Annotated in this window: 15 protein-coding genes; 11 read left to right on the plus strand and 4 right to left on the minus strand. The window is 40.9% G+C overall.

Annotation, left to right across the window (positions count from 1 at the left end; all coding sequences use genetic code 11):
• Nucleotides 1-20 precede the first annotated feature (20 nt).
• The 7 genes from R2Q78_RS09575 to R2Q78_RS09605 all read left to right on the plus strand — a co-directional run bounded on the left by R2Q78_RS09575 (nucleotide 21) and on the right by R2Q78_RS09605 (nucleotide 8856).
• Entirely contained in the window at nucleotides 21-1349 is a 1329-nt protein-coding gene (locus R2Q78_RS09575; protein WP_316791188.1) for a DUF6089 family protein, read from the plus strand.
• A 133-nt stretch (nucleotides 1350-1482) separates the two neighbouring features.
• A complete protein-coding gene (locus tag R2Q78_RS09580; RefSeq protein WP_316791190.1) occupies nucleotides 1483-1938 on the plus strand; it encodes a MarR family winged helix-turn-helix transcriptional regulator in 456 nt (151 codons plus the stop codon).
• Nucleotides 1919-4279: a 3-hydroxyacyl-CoA dehydrogenase/enoyl-CoA hydratase family protein gene (locus R2Q78_RS09585; RefSeq protein WP_316791576.1), complete on the plus strand. Its 2361-nt coding sequence runs from the start codon at nucleotides 1919-1921 to the stop codon at nucleotides 4277-4279. The genes R2Q78_RS09580 and R2Q78_RS09585 overlap by 20 nt, the downstream gene beginning before the upstream one ends.
• 24 nt (nucleotides 4280-4303) lie before the next feature.
• The gene (locus tag R2Q78_RS09590; RefSeq protein WP_316791192.1) at nucleotides 4304-5482 is read left to right on the plus strand and encodes an acetyl-CoA C-acyltransferase; all 1179 of its coding nucleotides are present in this window, start codon (nucleotides 4304-4306) and stop codon (nucleotides 5480-5482) included.
• A 13-nt stretch (nucleotides 5483-5495) separates the two neighbouring features.
• The gene (locus R2Q78_RS09595; RefSeq protein ID WP_316791194.1) at nucleotides 5496-7286 is read left to right on the plus strand and encodes an acyl-CoA dehydrogenase family protein; all 1791 of its coding nucleotides are present in this window, start codon (nucleotides 5496-5498) and stop codon (nucleotides 7284-7286) included.
• 140 nt (nucleotides 7287-7426) lie between these two features.
• The gene (locus R2Q78_RS09600; protein WP_316791196.1) at nucleotides 7427-7936 is read left to right on the plus strand and encodes an FKBP-type peptidyl-prolyl cis-trans isomerase; all 510 of its coding nucleotides are present in this window, start codon (nucleotides 7427-7429) and stop codon (nucleotides 7934-7936) included.
• A 5-nt stretch (nucleotides 7937-7941) separates the two neighbouring features.
• Nucleotides 7942-8856: an FKBP-type peptidyl-prolyl cis-trans isomerase gene (locus R2Q78_RS09605; RefSeq protein WP_316791198.1), complete on the plus strand. Its 915-nt coding sequence runs from the start codon at nucleotides 7942-7944 to the stop codon at nucleotides 8854-8856.
• On the opposite strand, the gene R2Q78_RS09610 is transcribed toward R2Q78_RS09605, so the two are convergent.
• Both R2Q78_RS09610 and R2Q78_RS09615 read right to left on the minus strand, forming a co-directional pair.
• On the minus strand, nucleotides 8846-10153 hold the full coding sequence (locus tag R2Q78_RS09610; protein ID WP_316791200.1) for a deoxyribodipyrimidine photo-lyase: 1308 nt from the start codon (nucleotides 10151-10153) through the stop codon (nucleotides 8846-8848). The genes R2Q78_RS09605 and R2Q78_RS09610 overlap by 11 nt on opposite strands.
• A complete protein-coding gene (locus R2Q78_RS09615; RefSeq protein WP_316791202.1) occupies nucleotides 10150-11058 on the minus strand; it encodes a TIGR01777 family oxidoreductase in 909 nt (302 codons plus the stop codon). Before R2Q78_RS09615 ends, R2Q78_RS09610 begins: the two co-directional genes overlap by 4 nt.
• Before the next feature lie 156 nt (nucleotides 11059-11214).
• Between R2Q78_RS09615 and R2Q78_RS09620 the strand changes: the two genes are divergently transcribed.
• The 4 genes from R2Q78_RS09620 to odhB all read left to right on the plus strand — a co-directional run bounded on the left by R2Q78_RS09620 (nucleotide 11215) and on the right by odhB (nucleotide 17633).
• Nucleotides 11215-12498 carry a DASH family cryptochrome gene (locus R2Q78_RS09620; protein WP_316791204.1) on the plus strand — a complete coding sequence of 428 codons (1284 nt, stop codon included), beginning with the start codon at nucleotides 11215-11217 and terminating at the stop codon, nucleotides 12496-12498.
• A 150-nt stretch (nucleotides 12499-12648) separates the two neighbouring features.
• Nucleotides 12649-13527 (plus strand): MerR family transcriptional regulator, encoded by an 879-nt coding sequence (locus R2Q78_RS09625; RefSeq protein ID WP_316791206.1) that lies wholly within the window; start codon nucleotides 12649-12651, stop codon nucleotides 13525-13527.
• A gap of 64 nt (nucleotides 13528-13591) precedes the next feature.
• Complete coding sequence (locus R2Q78_RS09630) at nucleotides 13592-16387, plus strand: 2-oxoglutarate dehydrogenase E1 component (RefSeq protein ID WP_316791208.1); 2796 nt, start codon at nucleotides 13592-13594, stop codon at nucleotides 16385-16387.
• A gap of 19 nt (nucleotides 16388-16406) precedes the next feature.
• Complete coding sequence (odhB, locus tag R2Q78_RS09635; protein WP_316791210.1) at nucleotides 16407-17633, plus strand: 2-oxoglutarate dehydrogenase complex dihydrolipoyllysine-residue succinyltransferase; 1227 nt, start codon at nucleotides 16407-16409, stop codon at nucleotides 17631-17633.
• 71 nt (nucleotides 17634-17704) lie between these two features.
• Here the strand turns inward: odhB and R2Q78_RS09640 are convergent, their stop codons facing one another.
• Nucleotides 17705-19363, minus strand: coding sequence for a M1 family metallopeptidase (locus tag R2Q78_RS09640; protein ID WP_316791212.1), 1659 nt, complete (start codon nucleotides 19361-19363; stop codon nucleotides 17705-17707).
• 4 nt (nucleotides 19364-19367) lie between these two features.
• The gene (locus R2Q78_RS09645; protein WP_410478481.1) at nucleotides 19368-21245 is read right to left on the minus strand and encodes a CocE/NonD family hydrolase; all 1878 of its coding nucleotides are present in this window, start codon (nucleotides 21243-21245) and stop codon (nucleotides 19368-19370) included.
• Nucleotides 21246-21296 lie beyond the last annotated feature (51 nt).

Here is a 21296-nt window from a genome sequence, read left to right on the forward strand (position 1 = left end):
TAATTATTTAACATTATATTATGAAACAAGAATTATTCAAATGTTTGCCGATTGCTGTTGTTGCATTGCTGATAGGTAGTGCTGTTCGGGCTCAGGAAAATACCAGTGCTGAAATCAATCCGCTTTCTACATGGTCAATAGGTGTTAATGCCGGGGCGCTTTCTCCGCTTTCTCCACTTGGAGGAAAAAATGACTTTTCCAACTGGAAAAGTAGTCTTGGATATGGCTTATACATTAAGAAACAATTTACTCCTTATTTCTCTTTAAGACTGGATGGGGTAAGAGGTAAATTAAAAGGAGACAATACAGAGCCTTTTGACGGCGGAGCTGCCAACACGAGTCCCGTTAGTGCTTTTGAGACAGACTTAAGCTATTCTGGAAGTTTAAATGCTGTTGTAAACCTGTTCAACATAGATATGTTTAACAAAAACAGCGCGGTACAGTTGTATGCTTCAGCAGGTGCCGGTTTAGCAGGTTACAAAGTTAAAACTGCTACGGGAACTGGTGGCCTGGCAGATTATGCTGGTGGAAAAACAATTAGCGAATTGATTATTCCGGTGGGTGTAGGTGCTAAATTTAAGGTGGCTGAAAAAGTGAATCTGGACTTGGGCTGGACCATAAATTATGTTGATGGAGACAATCTTGACGGGTACTACCGCGGAAGCAATGATAAATACAATTATGCTTATGCAGGTTTAGAATTTTCACTGGGAAAAGGAAAACAGATGGCATGGCATAATCCGGTAGCATTAACTTATGATGAGGCAGTGGAGGCCAAACGGACCGCGAATGCGCTGAAAAGTGATCTTGACGCTCAAAAGGCTGAAAATGCTAAGTTGAGAACAGAAATGAGCGACTTGCTTAAGGACAGTGATGGTGATGGTGTTGCAGATAAGCTGGATAAATGTCCGGGTACACCTGCAGGGACTGTTGTGGATGGTTCTGGTTGTCCGCTAAAAGTACCTGCGCCAGTTGTTCAGGAAAAAGTGATCATTACTGAAGCCGATCGTGCAGTGGTTGCAGATGCGATTAAAAACTTAGAATTTGACTTGGGTAAAGCAACCATCCGTCAGAAATCTTATGCGACTTTAAATCGCGTTGCGGAATTGTTAATTCAGAAGAATTTTAGTTTAAAACTGGCCGGACATACTGATAATACAGGATCTAATGCACTGAATATGCGTTTATCTAAAGACCGGGCCGAATCCGTAAAATCTTACCTGGTATCTCAGGGTGCTAACGCTTCACGTATAGAAGCAACAGGTTATGGTGAGGAGCAGCCTATTGCGTCAAATAAAACTGCTGCTGGCCGTCAGCAAAATAGACGAGTAGAATTTACCTTATTCTAGTCTAAAACGGTATTAAGTTTAAAAAGCCTTCCTAAATATTTAGGAAGGCTTTTTTTATGCTAATTTTTTTAAACAATTGTATTTGCATTATCGCTTTTAATTCAATAGCTTTGTTATGCAAGCATAGCATTTGATGAAACAGCAGGAAACGGTAGATTATTTTTTAAAGGTAGTGTGGCAGAATATGGCCAATACCTACAACCAGATCGCATCTGGTTTTGGCATTACACAAGCCATTGGTTATGTGTTAATTAATATTGACAAAGAGGGAACGGCAGTTTCTCAGCTTGCAGGCCTGCTTGGTGTCAAGGCGACGAGCCTCTCCAGGATGCTAAACAATATGGAGGAACTGGGGTTAATATATAGAGAAGCCTCGACTGGTGATAAACGCTCCGTGAAGGTATACCTGACAGACTTTGGTGTAGAGAAAAGGCATCTGGCGAAGGGAGTGGTGATCTCATTTAATGATTACCTCAGCAAAAACCTGACGACCAGCGAAAAGAACAATCTGATATCAACATTACAAAAGGTGAATAAACTCACTTTAGCATATACAAATATTGAACATGATGAACAAAAGAATAAATAAAGTAGCGGTATTGGGCTCAGGTATCATGGGTTCGCGCATTGCCTGTCACTTTGCGAATATCGGTGTCGAAGTGTTGCTGCTGGATATTGTGCCTAAAGAAGGTGCAAGAAACAGCATTGTAGATGCGGCATTGCAAAATGCGGTAAAAACCAATCCTTCTCCTGTTTACTCAAAAAAGGTACTGACTAAAATCACTACCGGTAATTTTGAAGATGACATGTCAAAAATTGCGGCCTGCAACTGGATCATCGAAGTTGTGGTAGAAAACCTGGACATCAAGAAAAAAGTTTTTGACCAGGTAGAGCAGCACCGTAAACCGGGGACTTTAGTTACTTCTAATACATCTGGTATTCCAATTCATTTAATGGCTGAAGGGAGAAGCGATGATTTTAAATCAAACTTCTGTGGAACACACTTCTTTAATCCCCCACGTTATCTTCGTTTGCTGGAAATTATCCCAACCCCGCATACAAAACCAGAACTGGTAGAATTCCTGATGCATTATGGTGATAAATTTTTGGGTAAAACTACTGTTTTATGTAAAGATACTCCTGCTTTCATCGCAAACCGCGTTGGTGTTTATTCTATTATGGCGCTGTTACACCTGGTAGAGAAAATGGACTTGACGGTAGAGGAGGTAGACAAATATACAGGTCCTGCATTGGGCAGACCTAAATCAGCCACTTTCCGTACCACAGATGTAGTTGGTCTGGATACCATGATCAAAGTAGCCAAAGGCTTGTATGAAAATGTGCCGGACGATAAAGCGCATGATTTATTTAAGTTGCCTGCATATGTAGAGAAGATGGAAGCGAATAACTGGCTTGGTGATAAAACCAAACAAGGCTTTTATAAAAAAACGAAATCTGCAGATGGAAAGACTGAGATCCTGGCACTGGATTTAAAAACACTGGAATACCGGCCACAGCAAAAAGTTAAATCTGCGACGCTGGATATGACCAAGCCTATTGAGAATGTAAAGGATAGAATGAAAGTGTTTGCGGCAGGTAAAGATAAAGCCGGTGAACTTTTCAGGGCCTCTTTCTTCGGTTTATTTGAGTATGTGTCTGACCGCATTCCTGAAATTTCTGATGAGCTTTATAGGATAGATGATGCCATGCGAGCAGGTTTTGGATGGGACTTAGGTCCGTTTGAAGTATGGGATGCTGTTGGCGTAACAGAATCTATCGAAGGAATGAAGAAATACGGACATGAGGCTGCGGCATGGGTACACGAAATGCTTGCTGCCGGACATACTTCATTCTATAAGATAGAAGATGGCGTTAAAAAATATTATGACATTCCTTCGAAAAGCTATAAGGCTGTTCCGGGTACCGATGAATTCATCATTCTGGATAACCTCAGGGCAAATAAAGTGATTTGGAAAAATTCAGGTGCTTCAATTATTGATCTTGGGGACGGAATTCTGAATGTAGAGTTCCATTCGAAAATGAATACCATTGGTGGTGATACCCTGCAGGCCATCAATAAAGCCATTGATATGGCGGAAAAAGATTACAGAGGCGTAGTAATAGGAAATGACGGTGCCAATTTTTCTGCGGGAGCAAATGTTGGTATGATCTTCATGATGGCGGTGGAACAGGAGTGGGATGAATTGAACATGGCCATCAGGATGTTCCAGAATACTTCTATGCGTATCCGTTATTCATCTATTCCGGTAGTCGTGGCTCCACATAACCTGACTTTAGGAGGTGGATGCGAATTTAGTTTGCATGCTGATCATGTGCAGTTGAATGCTGAGACTTATATGGGATTGGTAGAGTTTGGAGTGGGGGTGATCCCTGGCGGAGGCGGAACGAAGGAGTTTGCGTTGCGTGCATCTGATGAGTTTAAAGATGACCAGGTAGTGCAGAATGTATTAAAAGACCGTTTCCTGACCATAGGAATGGCGAAGGTGTCGACCTCAGCTGTAGAAGCTTTTGAACTGGGATATTTACAGAAAGATAAGTATTCCATTACGATGAACAGAAGCAGATTGATTGCTGATGCTAAAGCTAAGGCAATAGAGCTGGCTGACGCGGGCTATACTAAGCCAGTTCAGCGTAAAGATATTAAGGTTTTAGGGAAACAAGGGCTGGGAATAGTTTATGCGGGTGCGAATACTATGTATTCCGGACATTACATTTCTGAGCATGACAAAAAAATCTCTGAAAAATTGGGTTGGGTAATGTGTGGCGGTGATTTGTCATCACCTACTGAAGTAACTGAACAATACCTGCTGGATTTGGAAAGAGAGGCGTTCTTATCACTGTGCGGTGAACGTAAGACGCTGGAGAGAATTCAAAGCATTGTAACCAAAGGCAAACCTTTAAGAAACTAATTAGGCTAATAAAAAGATACTGAAATGCAAGAAGCATATATAATAGCAGGATATCGTACAGCAGTGGGCAAGGCCCCTCGTGGTGTATTTCGTTTTACCAGGGCTGATGATCTGGCGGCAGAAGTAATCAGGCAGCTGGTGGCTTCGGTTCCAAATCTGGATAAAGAGCAGATAGATGATGTGATTGTAGGGAATGCTACACCGGAGGCAGAACAGGGATTAAATGTTGGCCGGATGATCTCATTGATGGGTTTGGATACAGACAAAGTTCCCGGGGTAACGGTAAACAGGTATTGTGCGTCAGGATTGGAAACCATCGCGACTGCGGTGGCGAAGATCAAAAGCGGTATGGCCGATTGCATCATTGCGGGAGGTGTGGAAGTGATGTCCGGGATGCCGTTTGGTGGCTGGAAAGTTGTTCCGAATCCGGAGGTAGCAAAAAATAATCCTGATTGGTATTGGGGAATGGGCTTAACCGCTGAAGCGGTGGCTAATGAATATAAAGTGAGTAGGGAAGATCAGGATGAATTCGCGTTTAATTCTCATCAGAAAGCAGTGGAGGCCATTAAAAATGGTCATCTAAAAGCAGGTGTGTTGCCGATCACGGTAAATGAGAATTACCTGGATGGTGATATGAAAAAGAAAACACGCAGTTATGTAGTAGATACTGATGAGGGACCAAGAGCAGATACGACATTGGATAAGCTGGCGAAGTTAAGGCCAGTATTTGCGGCAGATGGCTGTATTACAGCAGGAAACTCTTCGCAAACCTCAGACGGGGCTGCATTTGTGCTGGTGGTTTCTGAAAAGAAAATGAAAGAGCTGGGGGTGGAACCTATCGCCAGACTGGTAAGTTATGGTGTAGCGGGAGTTCCTCCGCGTATCATGGGAATCGGGCCTATTTATGCGATTCCTAAAGCGTTGGAAAAAGCAGGGATGAAATTGGATCAGATAGATCTGATTGAGCTGAATGAAGCTTTTGCTTCTCAATCGCTCGCGATTATAAGAGAGCTTGGTTTAGATACATCTAAACTGAATGTGAATGGGGGTGCAATCGCATTGGGGCATCCGCTGGGATGTACCGGAGCTAAATTATCAGTGCAGTTATTTAATGAATTAAAAAGAAGAGATCAGAAATATGGCATGGTGACGATGTGCGTGGGAAGCGGACAGGGTGCGGCCGGTATTTTTGAAATGCTTTAAATCTTATACAAGTATGGAAACTACAGACAAAAAAACAATTAAAGGCGGCGAATTCTTAATAACGGAAACGTCTTACCAGGATGTATTTATTCCTGAAGAATTTGATGAAGAGCAAAATATGATTGCGCAGACTTGCCGGGACTTTCTGGCGGCTGAGGTATACCCTAATCTGGACCGCATCGATACCCAGGAGGAAGGATTGATGCCCTCATTGATGGATAAAGCTGGTGAGCTGGGGATTCTGGGTGTTTCTATACCTGAAGAATATGGAGGTTTTGGAAAGAATTTCAATACTTCTATGCTGGTAGCTGATGTGATCGGTGCAGGACATTCTTTCGCGGTGGCACTTTCGGCACATACAGGGATTGGGACGTTGCCAATTTTATATTATGGAGATAAAGAACAGAAAGATAAATATATCCCAAAACTGGCAACAGGTGAGTGGAAAGCGGCCTACTGCCTGACTGAACCCAACTCCGGTTCGGATGCAAATTCAGGAAAAACTAAGGCCAAACTTTCTGAGGATGGTAAACATTATATCATCAATGGACAAAAAATGTGGATCACCAATGGTGGCTTTGCAGATATATTCATTGTATTTGCGAAAATAGATGATGATGCAAACCTGACTGCATTTATTGTTGAGCGTGAATTTGGTGGCATTACTATGAATCCTGAAGAACATAAAATGGGAATCAAAGGCTCATCAACCAGACAGGTGTTCTTTAATGATTGTCCTGTGCCGGTTGAGAATATGTTGTCTGACAGGCAAAATGGATTTAAGATTGCCGTAAATATTTTAAATATTGGAAGGATCAAGCTTGCTGCGGCTGCAATCGGCGCTTCAAAAGCGGTGATTGATACCGCGGTGAACTATTCTAATGAGCGTATTCAGTTTGAAAGACCAATTTCTAAATATGGTGCAATTAGGTTCAAGCTGGCTGAAATGGCAGCAAAGGTATATGCTGTAGAATCTGCCAACTACCGTGCAGGTCAGAATATTGATGATGCTTATGATACCCTGGTAGCTGGAGGGATGGACGAAGGAAAAGCAAAACTGAAATCTACGGAGCAGTTTGCGGTAGAATGTGCGATACTGAAAGTATGGGGTTCTGAGGCATTGGATTATGTAGTTGACGAGGGCGTGCAGATCTATGGCGGTATGGGCTTTTCAGCCGACGCACCAATGGACAGAGCTTACCGTGATGCCAGGATCAACAGGATTTTTGAAGGCACAAATGAGATCAACAGGTTGCTGACTGTAGATATGATGCTGAAACGTGCGATGAAGGGGGAACTTGATCTAATGACACCGGCGACTGCGGTTGCCGGAGAACTGATGTCTATTCCTGATTTTGGTGAAGAAGACGATGCTTTATTTGCTGCGGAGAAAAAGATCATCAAGAATCTAAAGAAAGCGACGTTGATGGTGGCTGGTGCTGCCGTACAAAAATTGATGATGAGCTTGTCTAAAGAGCAGGAAATCCTGATGAACATAGCTGATATGGCAAGTTACGTTTACGTAGCGGAGTCTGCAATGCTGAGAACCGAAAAACTGGTAAGTATGGAGGGCGCAGAAGCATGTGAAGGTCAGTTGAACCTGATGCGTATGTACTTTGTAGAGGCCGTGGACGCAGTTCAGAAGGCAGGTAAGGAGGCTTTGTGGGCATTTGCTGAGGGTGATGAGCAGAGGATGATGATGGTGGGACTTCGCAGGTTTACCAAAATGGAGGCATTTAATGTAAAAGATACCCGCCAGAAAGTAGCTCAGCAAATGATTACGGCTAATAAATATTGTTTTTAAGGTTAAGATTCATAATTAAAACTGGGCGCCCTTATTTATATAAGGGCGTTTTTTTATGCCTGATCGGCTAATCAGGGCTTTAATTGTTAAAATTGGTTAAAAATTGTTCTATCCCTAATAAAAGAGTATTTTTGTGCATTATGTTAAAAAGTAGGCTTTTATTAGGTTTGATTTTCATTGGTTGCGCATTTGCTGCTTGTGAAAAGCCTGAAGCCTATAATGAACAATCACAATATGACATTGATGAAGCACTCATAAAAAAGTGGTCTGATAGTAGTAAGGTGGTGCTGACAAAACATGAGAGCGGAATATATTACAACATCATCAAGGAAGGAACAGGAACGGAGGGCGTTACTTTAGATGATACTTTAAAAGTTCAGTATGAAGGTAAATTATTGACAGATTCTGTTTTCAGTCAAACAACTGCCGAAACTGATACTTTTAGATTTGTGCTGAAGACTGTGATGCCAGGATGGCAAAAAGGACTGCCGTTGGTTAAAGAAGGTGGAGAAATTCGATTGTTGATTCCTTCAAAACTGGGTTACAGAAACTATCCTGTTAAATATGGGGAATTACCCCGTCAGCAGGTGCCGGCAAATTCTGTATTGAACTTTAAAATAGATTTGAAAAAAGTAGTTAAAAAGAAATAATAAATATGTTAAAAAAAATATCCTCATATACCTTTGTTTTATTAGGGATGATCGTTGTGTTGAGTTCTTGTAAAAAGGAATATGAGTCAATTGAAAGTATAGATCAGGCAAAAATCCAGGAATATATTTCTAAAAATAACATTGCTGCGGTAGAAGACCCGGCCAAATCGGGGTTCTATTATCAAATCGTTACTCCTGGTACAGGAGATCAGTTTGCCAATACAGACTCTATATTGTATACTGTAACTGTTAAATCATTGTTGAATGGTACTGTTTATTACGAAAGCCCGGTTTATAGTAATATTGGGACATATGTAGGTTACACGAATGCACTTCTTGGGCTTAATGCGACCGGAATTCGTACTGCGATTCAGGCTTTAAAACCAGGTGGTAAGGCACGAGTGATCCTACCTTCATATCTTGCATTTGGCAAAAATGGAAATACAACCATCGGTGTTCCATCTAATGAGATCATAGACGTAGTAATTTCTACTTATCCGGAGAAAAAGCAAAGACTGCTTGATGACAGGCTGATTAGGGAATATTTGATTGCAAAAGGATTAACCGCAACAAAAGATCCTGTTACAGGAGTTTACTACATTGTAGTAACACAGGGAACAGGTACAGAGATCATAGATATGACCACTAAGATCAATGCGAACTATACAGGACGTTATATGTTAAATGGCAGTGTATTTGACTCCTCTACTGACGGATCATACTCGTTTGTGCTTACCCAACTGATATCAGGCTGGGATGTGTTGACTAAATTTAAAAAGGGAGCAAAAGTAAGGTTGTTTATTCCTTCTTCAGAAGGTTATGGAACTGCCGGTTCTGTGAATCCAAATACGGGGCAGATCATGATCTCTCCTAATGCAATCCTTGATTTTGATATTGAAATTTTAGGAGTTACGAATTAAGCGCTTCTTTAAAGACTTTTAATATTCTTTCTCTTGCAAAAGCATGTTCGACAATAGGTTTGACATGCTTTTGTTGTTTATATTCAGGAGCCCATTTATGAATGTATTTGTAATCAGGATCGAATTTTTTTGTCTGGAGTTCCGGATTAAAGACACGGAAATATGGTGCGGCATCATTCCCGCAGCCGCAGGCCCATTGCCAGCCTCCAATATTACTCGCCATTTCGTAGTCGAGTAGTTTCTCTGCAAAGTAAGCTTCTCCCCATCTCCAGTCTATTAACAGGTGTTTGGTGAGGAAACTTGCGACAACCATTCTCACACGATTGTGCATATAACCTGTTTCATTTAGCTGCCTCATACCGGCATCTACCAACGGGTAACCCGTTTTACCTTCGCACCATGCTGTAAATTCAGTTTCATTGTTCCTCCATTTGATCTTGTCATAGGCGGATTTAAAAGATTGGGTTGCTGTTTGAGGAAAATGCCATAATATCATCATGTAGAAATCTCTCCAGGCAAGTTCTGACAACCACTTGTCAGCATTTTGTTTTAATGCCTCTTGGGCAGCGTGTCGTATACTCACTGTTCCAAATCTAAGGTGCATACCGATGTGAGTAGTCGCATCATCGGCCGGATAGTCACGCCTCTCTTCATAATCTCCCAGCTTACTTTCAAAGTTTAATCCTGGAAGAGCTTGAGCTGATTTTTCAAATCCCATTTCTTTTAATGAAGGAATCTCAAAAGCTGCTGTGGTGAAGAAGTTCTTAAAATAATTGTCTGAAGGATATGGTTTAAGGTAAAAGGTATTCAGCTTTTGCCTCCACTGTCTGAAATATGGCGTAAAGACGGTATAGGGTTTCCCGTCTGCTTTTACGATCTCATCTTTCTCAAAAATGACCTGATCTTTAAAAGTCCTGAAAGCAATACTTTCAGAGGAAAGGTATTCTGCTAAGGCACTATCGCGAGTTATTGCATAGGGTTCATAGTCATGATTGGTGAATACGGAAGCGACGTTGTAGCTATTTAATACATCAGGCCATACTTTCTCTGGAGTGCCATATTTGATAAGTATGGAGGTGTGATATGTTTGGAGTTGCTGATTAAGCTGAAGAAGAGTTTCGTGTATGAAAGTCACTCTTGAATCTGTTTTGCCGGGAAGTTTGTCAAGTATATTTTTGTCAAATATAAATAGCAGCAGTACCGGATTCTGACTTTTTAATGCGTGATATAATGCAGCATTGTCTCCCAGTCTAAGGTCTCTTCTTAACCAGCAAATGCTGATGCTTTGTTTACTCATTTGGCGTAAATATCGGCTAATGCATCTTCAAGATGCGTATATTGGAAAATAAATCCAGCATTGAGCAATTTCTGTGCTGAGGTATTTGTACTGAGGGTAACGACCACACTCATTTTGCCGAGAATCATTTCGAGTACTTTTTCGGGTACTTTGAGTGGCCATACCGGGCGGTGCAGCTCTTTTGCGACGGCCTTGGTTAGTGTAGCGTTGGTCACGGGGAATGGTGCGCAGGCATTGTAAGCCCCTTCAAATGTCGGATGGTCAGTCGCCAGCTTAAACATGGATACAATATCGTCAATGTGTACCCATGGTATCCATTGTTTGCCGGTGCCCAGGGGAGCTCCTACAAAAAAGCGAATGGGTTTATCAAGAGAGGCCAATGCGCCATCGTTCTTCGCAAGGACGAAGCCTATCCTGAATTTAACTATGCGTAAGTTGAGTGATTTTCCTTCATCGACTGCATCTTCCCATAACATGCAGCAGCGTGCCATGAAGCCAGTTCCGTTTGATGACTCTTCCGTAAGGATCTCATCTTCGCGATCGCCGTAATAGCCGACAGCTGAAGCAGAGATAAATGTGGTCACCGGAGCCTGTGTTTCTTTGATGGTCTTGTACAGCAGGTGTGTACTCATTACCCTGCTGTCTATGATTTGTTGTTTCCGTTCTTTGGTCCATTTTTTTTCAGCAATGGGTTCGCCTGCGAGGTGAATAATGGTATCTATTCCGTCCAGGCATGCGGAGTCGATTTTTTGGTTATAAACATCCCAGAGGTACACCTTTACGTTTTTTATAGGCTTATTTTTTCTCGAAAGGATGGAAATAGAATGTCCGTCTTGTTGTAAGGCAGCGATCAGTTTTTTTCCTACGAGCCCCGTTGCTCCAGTAATTAAAATTTGCTTCTTCATAAATCAATAACCTCTTGTTTTAACTTTAGTTTCAAAAAACAGGCTTTTAAATGTAATAATTTGTTTTGCTTATGTAAATATTGCAGGAGGTATTCGTACTAACATAAAAAATCGTATATTTTTGTTGATTATTATAAAAAGCCCTCTTTGAATTTAATGAAATCTAAGAAAATATTAGTTTGGTTTAGGAACGATCTTCGCTTACATGACAATGAAATGTTGGTTGAGGCGATTGCTAAGTCAGACAGTATTTTGCCGGTTTATTTTTTTGATCCACGTTATTTTGATAATACGCGGTTCAAGACCTCAAAGACTGGCGTAAACCGTACGCTCTTTTTGCTTGAAAGTGTGGATGCATTGCGAAAAGCTTTTCAACAAAAAGGAGGTGATATCCTGATCGTCCATGGTAAGCCAGAGGATGAGATCCTTGAGCTGGCAGAACGTTTTGAGATATCTGAAGTCTATCATCACAGGGAAGTAGGGCCAGAGGAGACTGCCATTTCTGCCAGTGTAGAAGACGCGCTCTGGAAACAAAAAATTAATCTTAAACATTTTATAGGGCATACGCTTTACAATAAAGAAGATCTTCCCTTTCCGATAAAGGACATTCCGGATGTTTTTTCTCTATTTAAAAAGAAGACAGAGCGGGATGCCATTGTGAAATCTTGTTTTGAAACCCCGGAAAATATTGTTTTCGTAGAGAATGAGACCTGGGGTAATTTACCTGATCTGGAAGTTTTGGGCTTTGAACAGCGTCTGGCTGAAAATTTAACCAAGCGAATTTCGGGTGGTGAAGAAGCTGGGCTTGAGCATTTGGCTGAACTGCTAAAGGAAGGATCAGAAGTCTATCTGAAGATAAATTCAAAAGGCGGCACTGATAAACAAGGCTTTTCATCACGATTGTCGGCATGGCTTTCATTCGGTTGCTTATCTCCCCGCAAGGTTTATTGGCAGGTTAAGGAGGCGGAGGGACATTTTGGAAATAACGCAAATTTTAATCAGGTTTTGTTAGGACTGCTGTGGAGGGATTATTTTCGGTTCATGTTCAAGAAACACGGGCTCAACTTTTTTCAGGAGACTGATTTTCAAGAGCTGATTATGGCTCCGGTGGAAAATGACAGCGAAATCGTTCAACAATGGAAAACCGGTCATACCGGACATGCGCTGGTGGATAAATATATGCAGGAACTAAATGGTTCGGGTTTCATCTCACAAGCTGGAAGACTGGTTGTTGCGACCTTTTTGGTCCACGTATTAAAAGTACACTGGACACGTGGTGCAGCTTATTTCGAGGAAAAACTAATTGATTATTCCCCGGCAAGTAACTGGGGCAATTGGGCAAACGTTGCAGGTGCAGGTCTGGACCTAAAATCAAAAAACACTTTCGATCTGGAAAAACAAATTAAGATTCTGGATGTTGATTTAGGTGAAGCAGTTTGATTTACTGAAATTTTTATCGGCTGTTAGTTGTGTTTTGTTCTTTTAGGCAATTTTAAGTTGTCAGAAGAATAAGCATTGAAAACATATTTAAATGTTAAACAAAAATTGTTTTTTAAACAAGTTTGTTTAACATTTGTTGTAAATACTAACGTGAAGAAATTCTCAATAAGTGACATAGAAGGCCTTATCGGCATTAAAGCACATACCATTAGGGCATGGGAGGTCAGATACGGCCTGGTGCCACCTAAAAGAACTCCCACTAACATCAGGTATTACGACGAGGAAGATCTTAAAATGCTGCTTAATATCGTCGCCTTAAATGAGAATGGTTACAAGATCAGTAAGATAGCCAAAATGGGCCACCAGCAAATTTCTGAGCTTGTTACCCAGCTTAAAACGGATTGGAATAACGATTCTGTTCAGATGCTGAACTTGTCAAATGCAGCTATAACCTATAACGAGGAAGTATTTTCAGAAATCCTGGCTGGATGTATTGCTGAGATGGGCCTGATAAAAACTATGGATACGGTGCTATTCCCTTTTATGAAACGTGTGGGGATGCTTTGGCAAACCGGAACTATAGATCCTTCACATGAACATTTTGCTTCAAATCTGATAAGAGACCGGATTATAGTAGAAATCGATAAATTAAACAAGCCTGAAAAAAAAGATCCCAAAAGATTTTTGCTTTTTCTGCCTGAAGCTGAGATGCACGAGACAGGTTTGTTGTTTGCCAGATATTTACTGAAAAAGTGTGGACATGAAACACTTTACCTTGGTTCAGAAATTCCCTATGCAGACCTTAAAAAAGTTGTAGAATCCTATAAACCAGACTATTCATTTATCGTCCTTACTTCTTTAAATTTGGGTAAGGATATTAACAAAATCATCGGTAAAGTGATGGATAATCTAAATGTTCCTCTCCTGGTTGCGGGGAGTTTAATCTCAGAATTTGATATTCTTGTGCAGGATCAACTGACACCATTGAAAAATGTTTGTGATATGGTTGAATTTCTTGAAGATTTATAAAGAAGTTTACCTGTTATTAAAGGTAAAATCCTAATTTTGCAACACTTATAGCAATTCATACATAATGGATAATTTATCTTATCTCAACGGCGCAAATGCCGAATACATAGAGTCATTATATCAATCTTATAAAGAAGATTCCAATTCAGTTGAATTTGGCTGGCAAAAGTTCTTTGAGGGCTTTGACTTCGGAAGAGGGTCATCAGGAACTTCTGTTAGCGCGGAAACGCCCGAGCATTTTCTGAAAGAAATCAATGTCTTGAACCTGATTAATGGTTATCGTCAGCGCGGCCATTTATTTACCCGTACTAACCCGGTAAGGGAAAGAAGATTACACCTTCCCACTTTGGATATTGAGAATTTTGGTTTAACAAAAGCGGATCTTGATACCGTATTTAACTCGGGTATAGAGATAGGTATCGGTGCTGCTAAACTTAGCGACATTATTGCTTTCCTTAAGCAGACTTATTGCCATTCCATAGGTGCAGAATATAAATACGTGCGTACTCCTGAAGTTTTAAGGTGGATTGAAGGGAAAATGGAAAGTGTACGTAACACCCCTAATTTTTCTATTGATGAGAAGAGGAGAATTTTAAAGAAACTTAATGAAGCGGTTAGCTTCGAGAATTTTTTAGGAACAAAGTTTCTTGGACAGAAGCGCTTTTCACTTGAAGGTGCCGAGTCATTGATTCCTGCGTTGGACTCAGTAATTGAAAAAGGCTCTGATCTTGGAATTGAAGAGTTTGTAATTGGTATGGCACACAGGGGACGTCTGAATGTTCTTGCCAATATCATGCAGAAAACTTATAAAGATATTTTTGCTGAGTTTGAAGGTAAAGGCTACAGTGCAGAGTCTCCTTTTGGAGGAGATGTGAAATATCACCTTGGATACTCTACAGATGTGACTACTAATAATGGAAATAATGTTCACCTGAGCTTATGTCCAAATCCGTCGCACCTTGAGACAGTAAACGGTGTGGTAGAGGGGATGACCAGGTCTAAAATAGATTTTAAATACGGGGGAGATAATTCACGTATCGCACCTATTTTGATACATGGAGATGCTTCTGTTGCAGGGCAGGGCATTGTTTATGAGGTAATTCAGATGGCAGGTCTGGATGGTTATAAAACAGGTGGTACAATACACCTTGTGATCAATAACCAGATCGGTTTTACTACTAACTTTAAAGATGCGCGGACCAGCACATACTGTACCGATATTGCTAAAGTAACGCTGTCTCCTGTATTCCACGTCAATGGAGATGATCCGGAGGCACTGGTTTATGCCATTAATCTGGCAATGGAATACCGTCAAAAATATAAAAATGACGTTTTCATCGATATCCTTTGTTATAGAAGATTTGGACATAATGAGTCCGATGAACCTAAATTCACTCAACCGTTATTGTATAAGAGCATAGAGAAACACGCTAACCCGCGTGATATTTATATTCAGCAGCTGATAGGGGAAGGCAAGTTAGAGGCAAGCCTGGCAAAAGAGATGGAAAAAGAATTCCGCGGCATCTTGCAGGAACGCCTTAACGAAGCGAAAGAGATTACCTCTACTTATCAGGATGTGAAATTCGGTGGCGCATGGTCTGATATGCGTATTGCTACACCTAAAGATTTTGAAAGTTCACCTAATACTTCGGTTAAAAAGAGCACATTGCTTGAAATTGCCAAAAGAATCAGTACGCTTCCTTCAAATAAAAAATTCTTTAAAAAGATTGAAAAGTTATTTGAAGAACGTAGTAAAATGGCAAATACTACTCATGTATTTGATTGGGCTATGGGTGAGCAACTTGCATACGGCACTTTACTCGCGGAAGGTAAACGGGTTCGTTTGAGCGGACAAGATGTGGAACGTGGTACATTTTCTCACCGTCATGCGGTACTGACCCTGGAGGACTCGGAAGAAGAATACATCCCATTGGCTAATATTTCAGACCAGCAGGCGACTTTTGATATTTACAATTCGCATTTATCAGAGTATGGTGTGCTGGGTTTTGAATATGGTTATGCCATGGCTAACCCTAATGCATTAACGATATGGGAAGCACAATTTGGCGATTTCTTTAATGGAGCGCAAATTGTAGTGGATCAATACATTGCAAGTGCCGAAACCAAATGGCAGCGTGAAAACGGATTGGTTATGTTATTGCCACATGGCTATGAAGGACAAGGGCCGGAGCACTCTTCTGCAAGGATTGAGCGTTTTATGGAACTTTGTGCAGATTATAATATGCAGGTAACTAACTGTACCACTCCGGCAAACTTCTTCCATGCCCTGCGCAGACAATTTAAACGTGATTTCAGAAAACCTTTAGTCGTATTTACACCAAAGAGTTTACTTCGTCACCCTCAATGTGTTTCTCCTCTTGCTGACTTCACCGATGGTAAATTCCAGGAAGTGATCGCTGATCCTAACGTAAAAGCGACTGATGTAAAACGCGTATTGTTCTGCTCTGGTAAGATCTACTATGAATTGCTGGAAAAACAACAAAAAGATCAGATCAAGGACGTTGCTATCGTTCGTGTTGAACAACTATATCCTACCCCGGTAGAACAAATGGAAGCTTTGTATAAGAAATATAAAAATGCAGAGGAAGCTGTTTGGGTACAGGAAGAGCCTGAAAACATGGGTGCATGGCCATATTTGCTGCGCAGATTGAGAAGAACTATCTTTAGTGATATTGAAGTTATTTCAAGAAGAGAGAGCAGCAGTACCGCTACAGGATTTGCAAGACAACATGCAGATCAGCAGGCATATATTTTAGCTAAAGCTTTTGAGATGCCGGTTACTGAAAAAGAGCAGAAGATTGCTAAGAAATCAGTGAGTAAAGTATTTAATGTAGATTAGAAAAAATAATACATCAGTTATGAGTATAGAAATAAAAGTTCCGCCAGTAGGCGAGTCGATAACCGAAGTTGTTTTGTCACGCTGGGTGAAAAACGATGGTGATGCAGTAGAAATGGATGAAGTAATTGCCGAATTAGAGTCGGATAAAGCAACGTTTGAATTGACTGCAGAGCAAGCCGGAACTTTAAAAACAGTAGCTGCTGAAGGTGATACTTTGGCTATTGGTGCTGTAGTTTGTAAAATTGAAGATGGTGGTGCTGCACCTAAAGCTAAGGAAGAGGCTCCTGTAGCCGAAGCTGCTGTTGCTGAAGATAAAGTTGCTGCCGCCGCTCCGGAAAAATCTGGTGAGAGTTATGCAACTGGTACACCTTCACCTTCTGCAGGCAAAATCCTTGCAGAAAAAGGTGTCGATGCCGGTTCTGTAAAAGGGACAGGTGTTGACGGCAGGATCACTAAAGAAGATGCATTAAATGCGCAGAAAGCTGCTCAGCCTGCTGCAAAAGCGGAAGCTCCTAAGGCAGCCGCACCTGCTCCTGTGGCCGGATCAAGATCTGAACGCAGGGAGAAAATGTCTCCATTGCGTAAAACAGTGGCTAAACGTTTAGTTACTGTGAAAAATGAGACAGCTATGTTGACCACTTTTAATGAGGTGAACATGAAGCCAATCATGGATTTGCGTGCTAAGTATAAAGATCAGTTTAAAGAGAAATTCGGTGTTGGTTTGGGCTTTATGAGTTTCTTTACCAAAGCTGTTTGTGAAGCTTTAAAAGATTTCCCTGCAGTCAATGCACGTATTGATGGAGAGGAAGTTGTTTATAATCAATTTGCAGATATTTCTATTGCCGTTTCTGCACCAAAGGGATTGGTAGTTCCAATCATTAGAAATGCAGAGAGTATGAGCCTTGCTCAAATTGAAAAAACAGTAATTGAACTGGCAACTAAAGCACGTGATAGCAAGTTGACCATTGAGGAAATGACAGGTGGTACATTTACCATTACCAACGGTGGTGTTTTTGGATCTATGATGTCTACACCAATTATCAATGCTCCACAATCTGCAATTCTGGGTATGCACAATATCATTGAGCGTCCAATAGCTGAAAAAGGAGAGGTAGTAATCCGTCCGATGATGTATGTTGCTTTATCATACGACCACAGGATTATTGACGGAAGAGAATCTGTTGGATTCCTGGTAAGAGTAAAACAATTATTAGAAGATCCTGCAAGATTGCTTTTAGGCGTATAATCTTTAAACAGTACATAAAAAAGCCTCGGTGCATATGCGCCGAGGCTTTTTTATGTACAATCTTCTAAAGACTAATTAACCTCTTTCAGATTGATATAGAAGTTAGGATCGGCCTTGAAATTATCCTTACTGATGTTTTTATCGGCAGCAATTGTTTTCCATGCTGAGGTTGGATTGATCAAAGTATATATGCCAGGTTTTAATGATACTCTTATTGGCATATCAAAATCTTTAACATCTGCTACCCATTTGTATTTTAACTGATTGTTCTCGATTTTATATTCCAGGGATGGGATATTACTATGACGAAGATACTGGTCAAAGATTTTATTGAGCTTTAGTTCGCTTTGTTTGGCAATGTAGCTCTCAATCTCTTGAGTCGTCACTGTTTTATGATAGAATGTTTTATTTAGTCCCCTTAAGATACCTCTGAACTTTTCGTCATCGTTGATCAGCTGCCTGATGATGTGTATCATGTTTGCTCCTTTATAATACATGTCTCCAGATCCTTCACTGTTGACATCATAATGGCCAATGATAGGAATGTCATTTTGAATGTTTCCTCTGATGCCGACAACATAATCAGTAGAGGCTGCTTTCCCATATTTGCTCTCAGTGAACAGTGACTCTGAATAATTGGTAAAACTTTCATGAACCCACATGTCAGCAAGATCCTTAGTTGTGATGTTATTTCCAAACCATTCATGTCCACTTTCATGAATAGTAATGAAATCAAATTTCAGACCCCAACCTGAACTGGACAGGTCTTTTCCAAGATAACCCATTTTAAACTGATTACCATAGGCTACCGCACTTTGATGCTCCATACCCAAATGTGGCGCCTGAACAAGTTTATAGCCATCTTCATAAAATGGATATGATCCAAACCAGTGCTCAAAGGATTTTAGCATGGGCTTTACATCAGCATCCCAATGTGGCCGGGCTTTGGTGCTATCCTCTTTTAAAGACCAGAAATCCAGTGAAAGGTTTCCTTTTTCTCCTTTATATTGATCTGCCCAGTGTGCATATTTTCCAATATAGAGCGTGACGTTGTAGTTGTTGATCGGATTGGATACAAACCAGTTGTATTGTGTAAAGCCATCAGGTTTCTGAACAACGTTTCTGAGTCGGCCGTTGGAAATGTCCTGAAGCCCTTTTGGAACAGAAATACTGATGAGTATGCTGTCTACCTCATCGCTCTGGTGGTCTTTATTTGGCCACCATGAGCTGGCGCCAAAACCCTGACAGGCCACTGATACCCAGGGATTGCCGGACTTATCTTTCGTGAATATGAAACCTCCGTCCCATGGCGGTCTTTTTGCGATTACGGGATTGCCTGAATAAAATACTGTAAAACGTTCTCTGGCACCTTTTTTAATCTCACTGGGAAAGCTAACGAATACGGCATTAAACTCCCGGGTAAAAGGAACTTCAGTGCCCTTATAAATAACCCGTTCTACCTTTAAATTACTGAAAAGATCAAACTGCAGTTTCGAGAAATTTTGAGTGGCTATAAACTGGAACTCATTACTGCCGCTAATGAATTTATTGTCTATATCTACTTTCACATCAAGGTGATAGTAGTTGATGTCATAACAGCTACGCAAAGGCGTTATCATTCCTCTTAGGGTGTCTGCACGGGTATAGGCGTGCTGGCCATCCATCAATTGTGCAGAAGCCAGCTGACAGCTTAATAAAATAGCAATTGCACTAAAAAATATATTCTTCATTAACTTATGGCTTTAAAACGTTTACGGTTATTGCGGACGAATTGTAAACATCATGGAAAATCCTATGGGTGGCTTTTATAAAGTCGCCGGGTTCTGCCTTATAGATATCCATAAATTGTTGAGGGTTCCTGTCCGCGAGTGGAAACCACGAGTTTTGTATCTGAATCATTATGCGGTGACCTTTTTTAAAAGTGTGCGCTATATCGGGTAAGGTATAATTTACCTTAGTAATCTGCCCCGGTACAAAAGGTTCGGGCTTTTCGAAACTATTCCGGTATTTTCCTCTCATGATCTCACCGCGTACCATCATCTGATAGCCACCCATTATGACATTTTTAGGGTTAGGACTAGGATTCGATGCATCTTCAGGATAAACATCTATCAGCTTAACAACATAATCAGCGTCTGTACCGGTTGTAGATACTACAAGTTTCGCAAGCACAGGTCCGGTAAGCGTTATATCCTCTGTCAATGCATCTGTTTGAAATGTCCTTACATCCGGTCTGCGAGCAGCAAAGCGCTGATCATCTACCATATATTCACGTGTTCTTTTCGCTTGCACACCATCCTGATACGGAACAGGTGCATTTGGGTCACTCACATATTCATCCCAACTGTCTGTTCTTTGTACCTTTTCAAAACTTAGTTTTCCATTAGGTTGCAGGTATAGGGTTCTTTCCTCGGTGTCCTTAGGTGGCCAGGTATTGAATTCTTTCCATTGATTACTGCCTGTTATAAAAATATTGGCTTCACCAACCTTAAAGTCACCTTCCCCTTTCAAATAATGTTTAAAGAATGGTAACTCAAATTTTTCCTGGTAAAGCGTGCTTGTTGCTTGTCCAAAATCGATGTCTCCAAAACTGCTTCCCGTACCACGTACCCAACCTCCATGAAACCATGGTCCCGCAACAAGAATATTATTTGCTCCGGGACTTAGTTTCTCTATTGATTTGTAAGTAGCAAAAGTTCCGTAGGCATCTTCAGCATCAAAAAAACCACCCACTACCATAACCGCTGGTTTGATATTGGTCAAATGCTGCTGGATATTTCTTGCTTTCCAGAAGGTATCCAGATTAGGATGAGCAAAAAGGTTGTTCCAAAATCTGATGCTGTCTGCAAAATATTTTTCTTTAAGGTTTTTAACCGAGCCAGATTCCAGGTAGAAACGGTAATTATCCTGAATAGGGAACTGAAATCCTTTTGGACCTTTATCCGGCGTAATAGGTTTTGGTCTAGGTACACCAAAACTGCTCATAAATCCAAAAGCATCCATCAGAAACAAAGCTCCGTTGTGGTGAAAATCATCACCAATAAACCAGTCTGTAACTGGTGCCTGCGGAGAGACAGCCTTTAGTGCTGAATGTGCACCGGGTAATGAGGTGGTCGAATAAAACCCCGGATAAGAAATTCCATAAATTCCTGCTTTTCCGTTGTTGTTCTTAATATTTTTGACCAGCCAGTCTATAGTATCATAGGTGTCTGAGCTTTCATCAATGTCTTTCTTGGTTTTTTTATTGGCTACATGAGGCCTGATGTCGTCAAAATTTCCTTCACTCATCCACTTGCCTCTTACATCCTGATAAACAAAAATGAAGCCTTCTTTCATTTCAGCCGGAAAATTGCCCAGACTGGTTTTGTATTTGTCTTCTCCATAAGGAGCGCAGGTATAAGGAGTCCGGTTGATCAGGAATGGATATTTTTTGCTCTGATCTTTTGGGGTATAGATTGCAGTGAATAATTTTACGCCATCCCGCATGGTGATGTAACGTTCAATTTTTGTGAAGTTATCGCGTACAAAGGCAGAGTCAGTCTGTTGTGCAAATGTGGGCGATAAGGTAAAAAAGGATATAGCCGTAAGCCATAAAAATTTAAAATGGGCCATGATATTTAGTTCATTTTGAAAATCTAAATATAGCAAATGGAAATGTTTCGG

Origin of the sequence: Pedobacter frigoris (assembly GCF_032678645.1) — a bacterium.
In the GTDB taxonomy this organism is placed as follows: Bacteria; Bacteroidota; Bacteroidia; order Sphingobacteriales; family Sphingobacteriaceae; genus Pedobacter; species Pedobacter frigoris_A.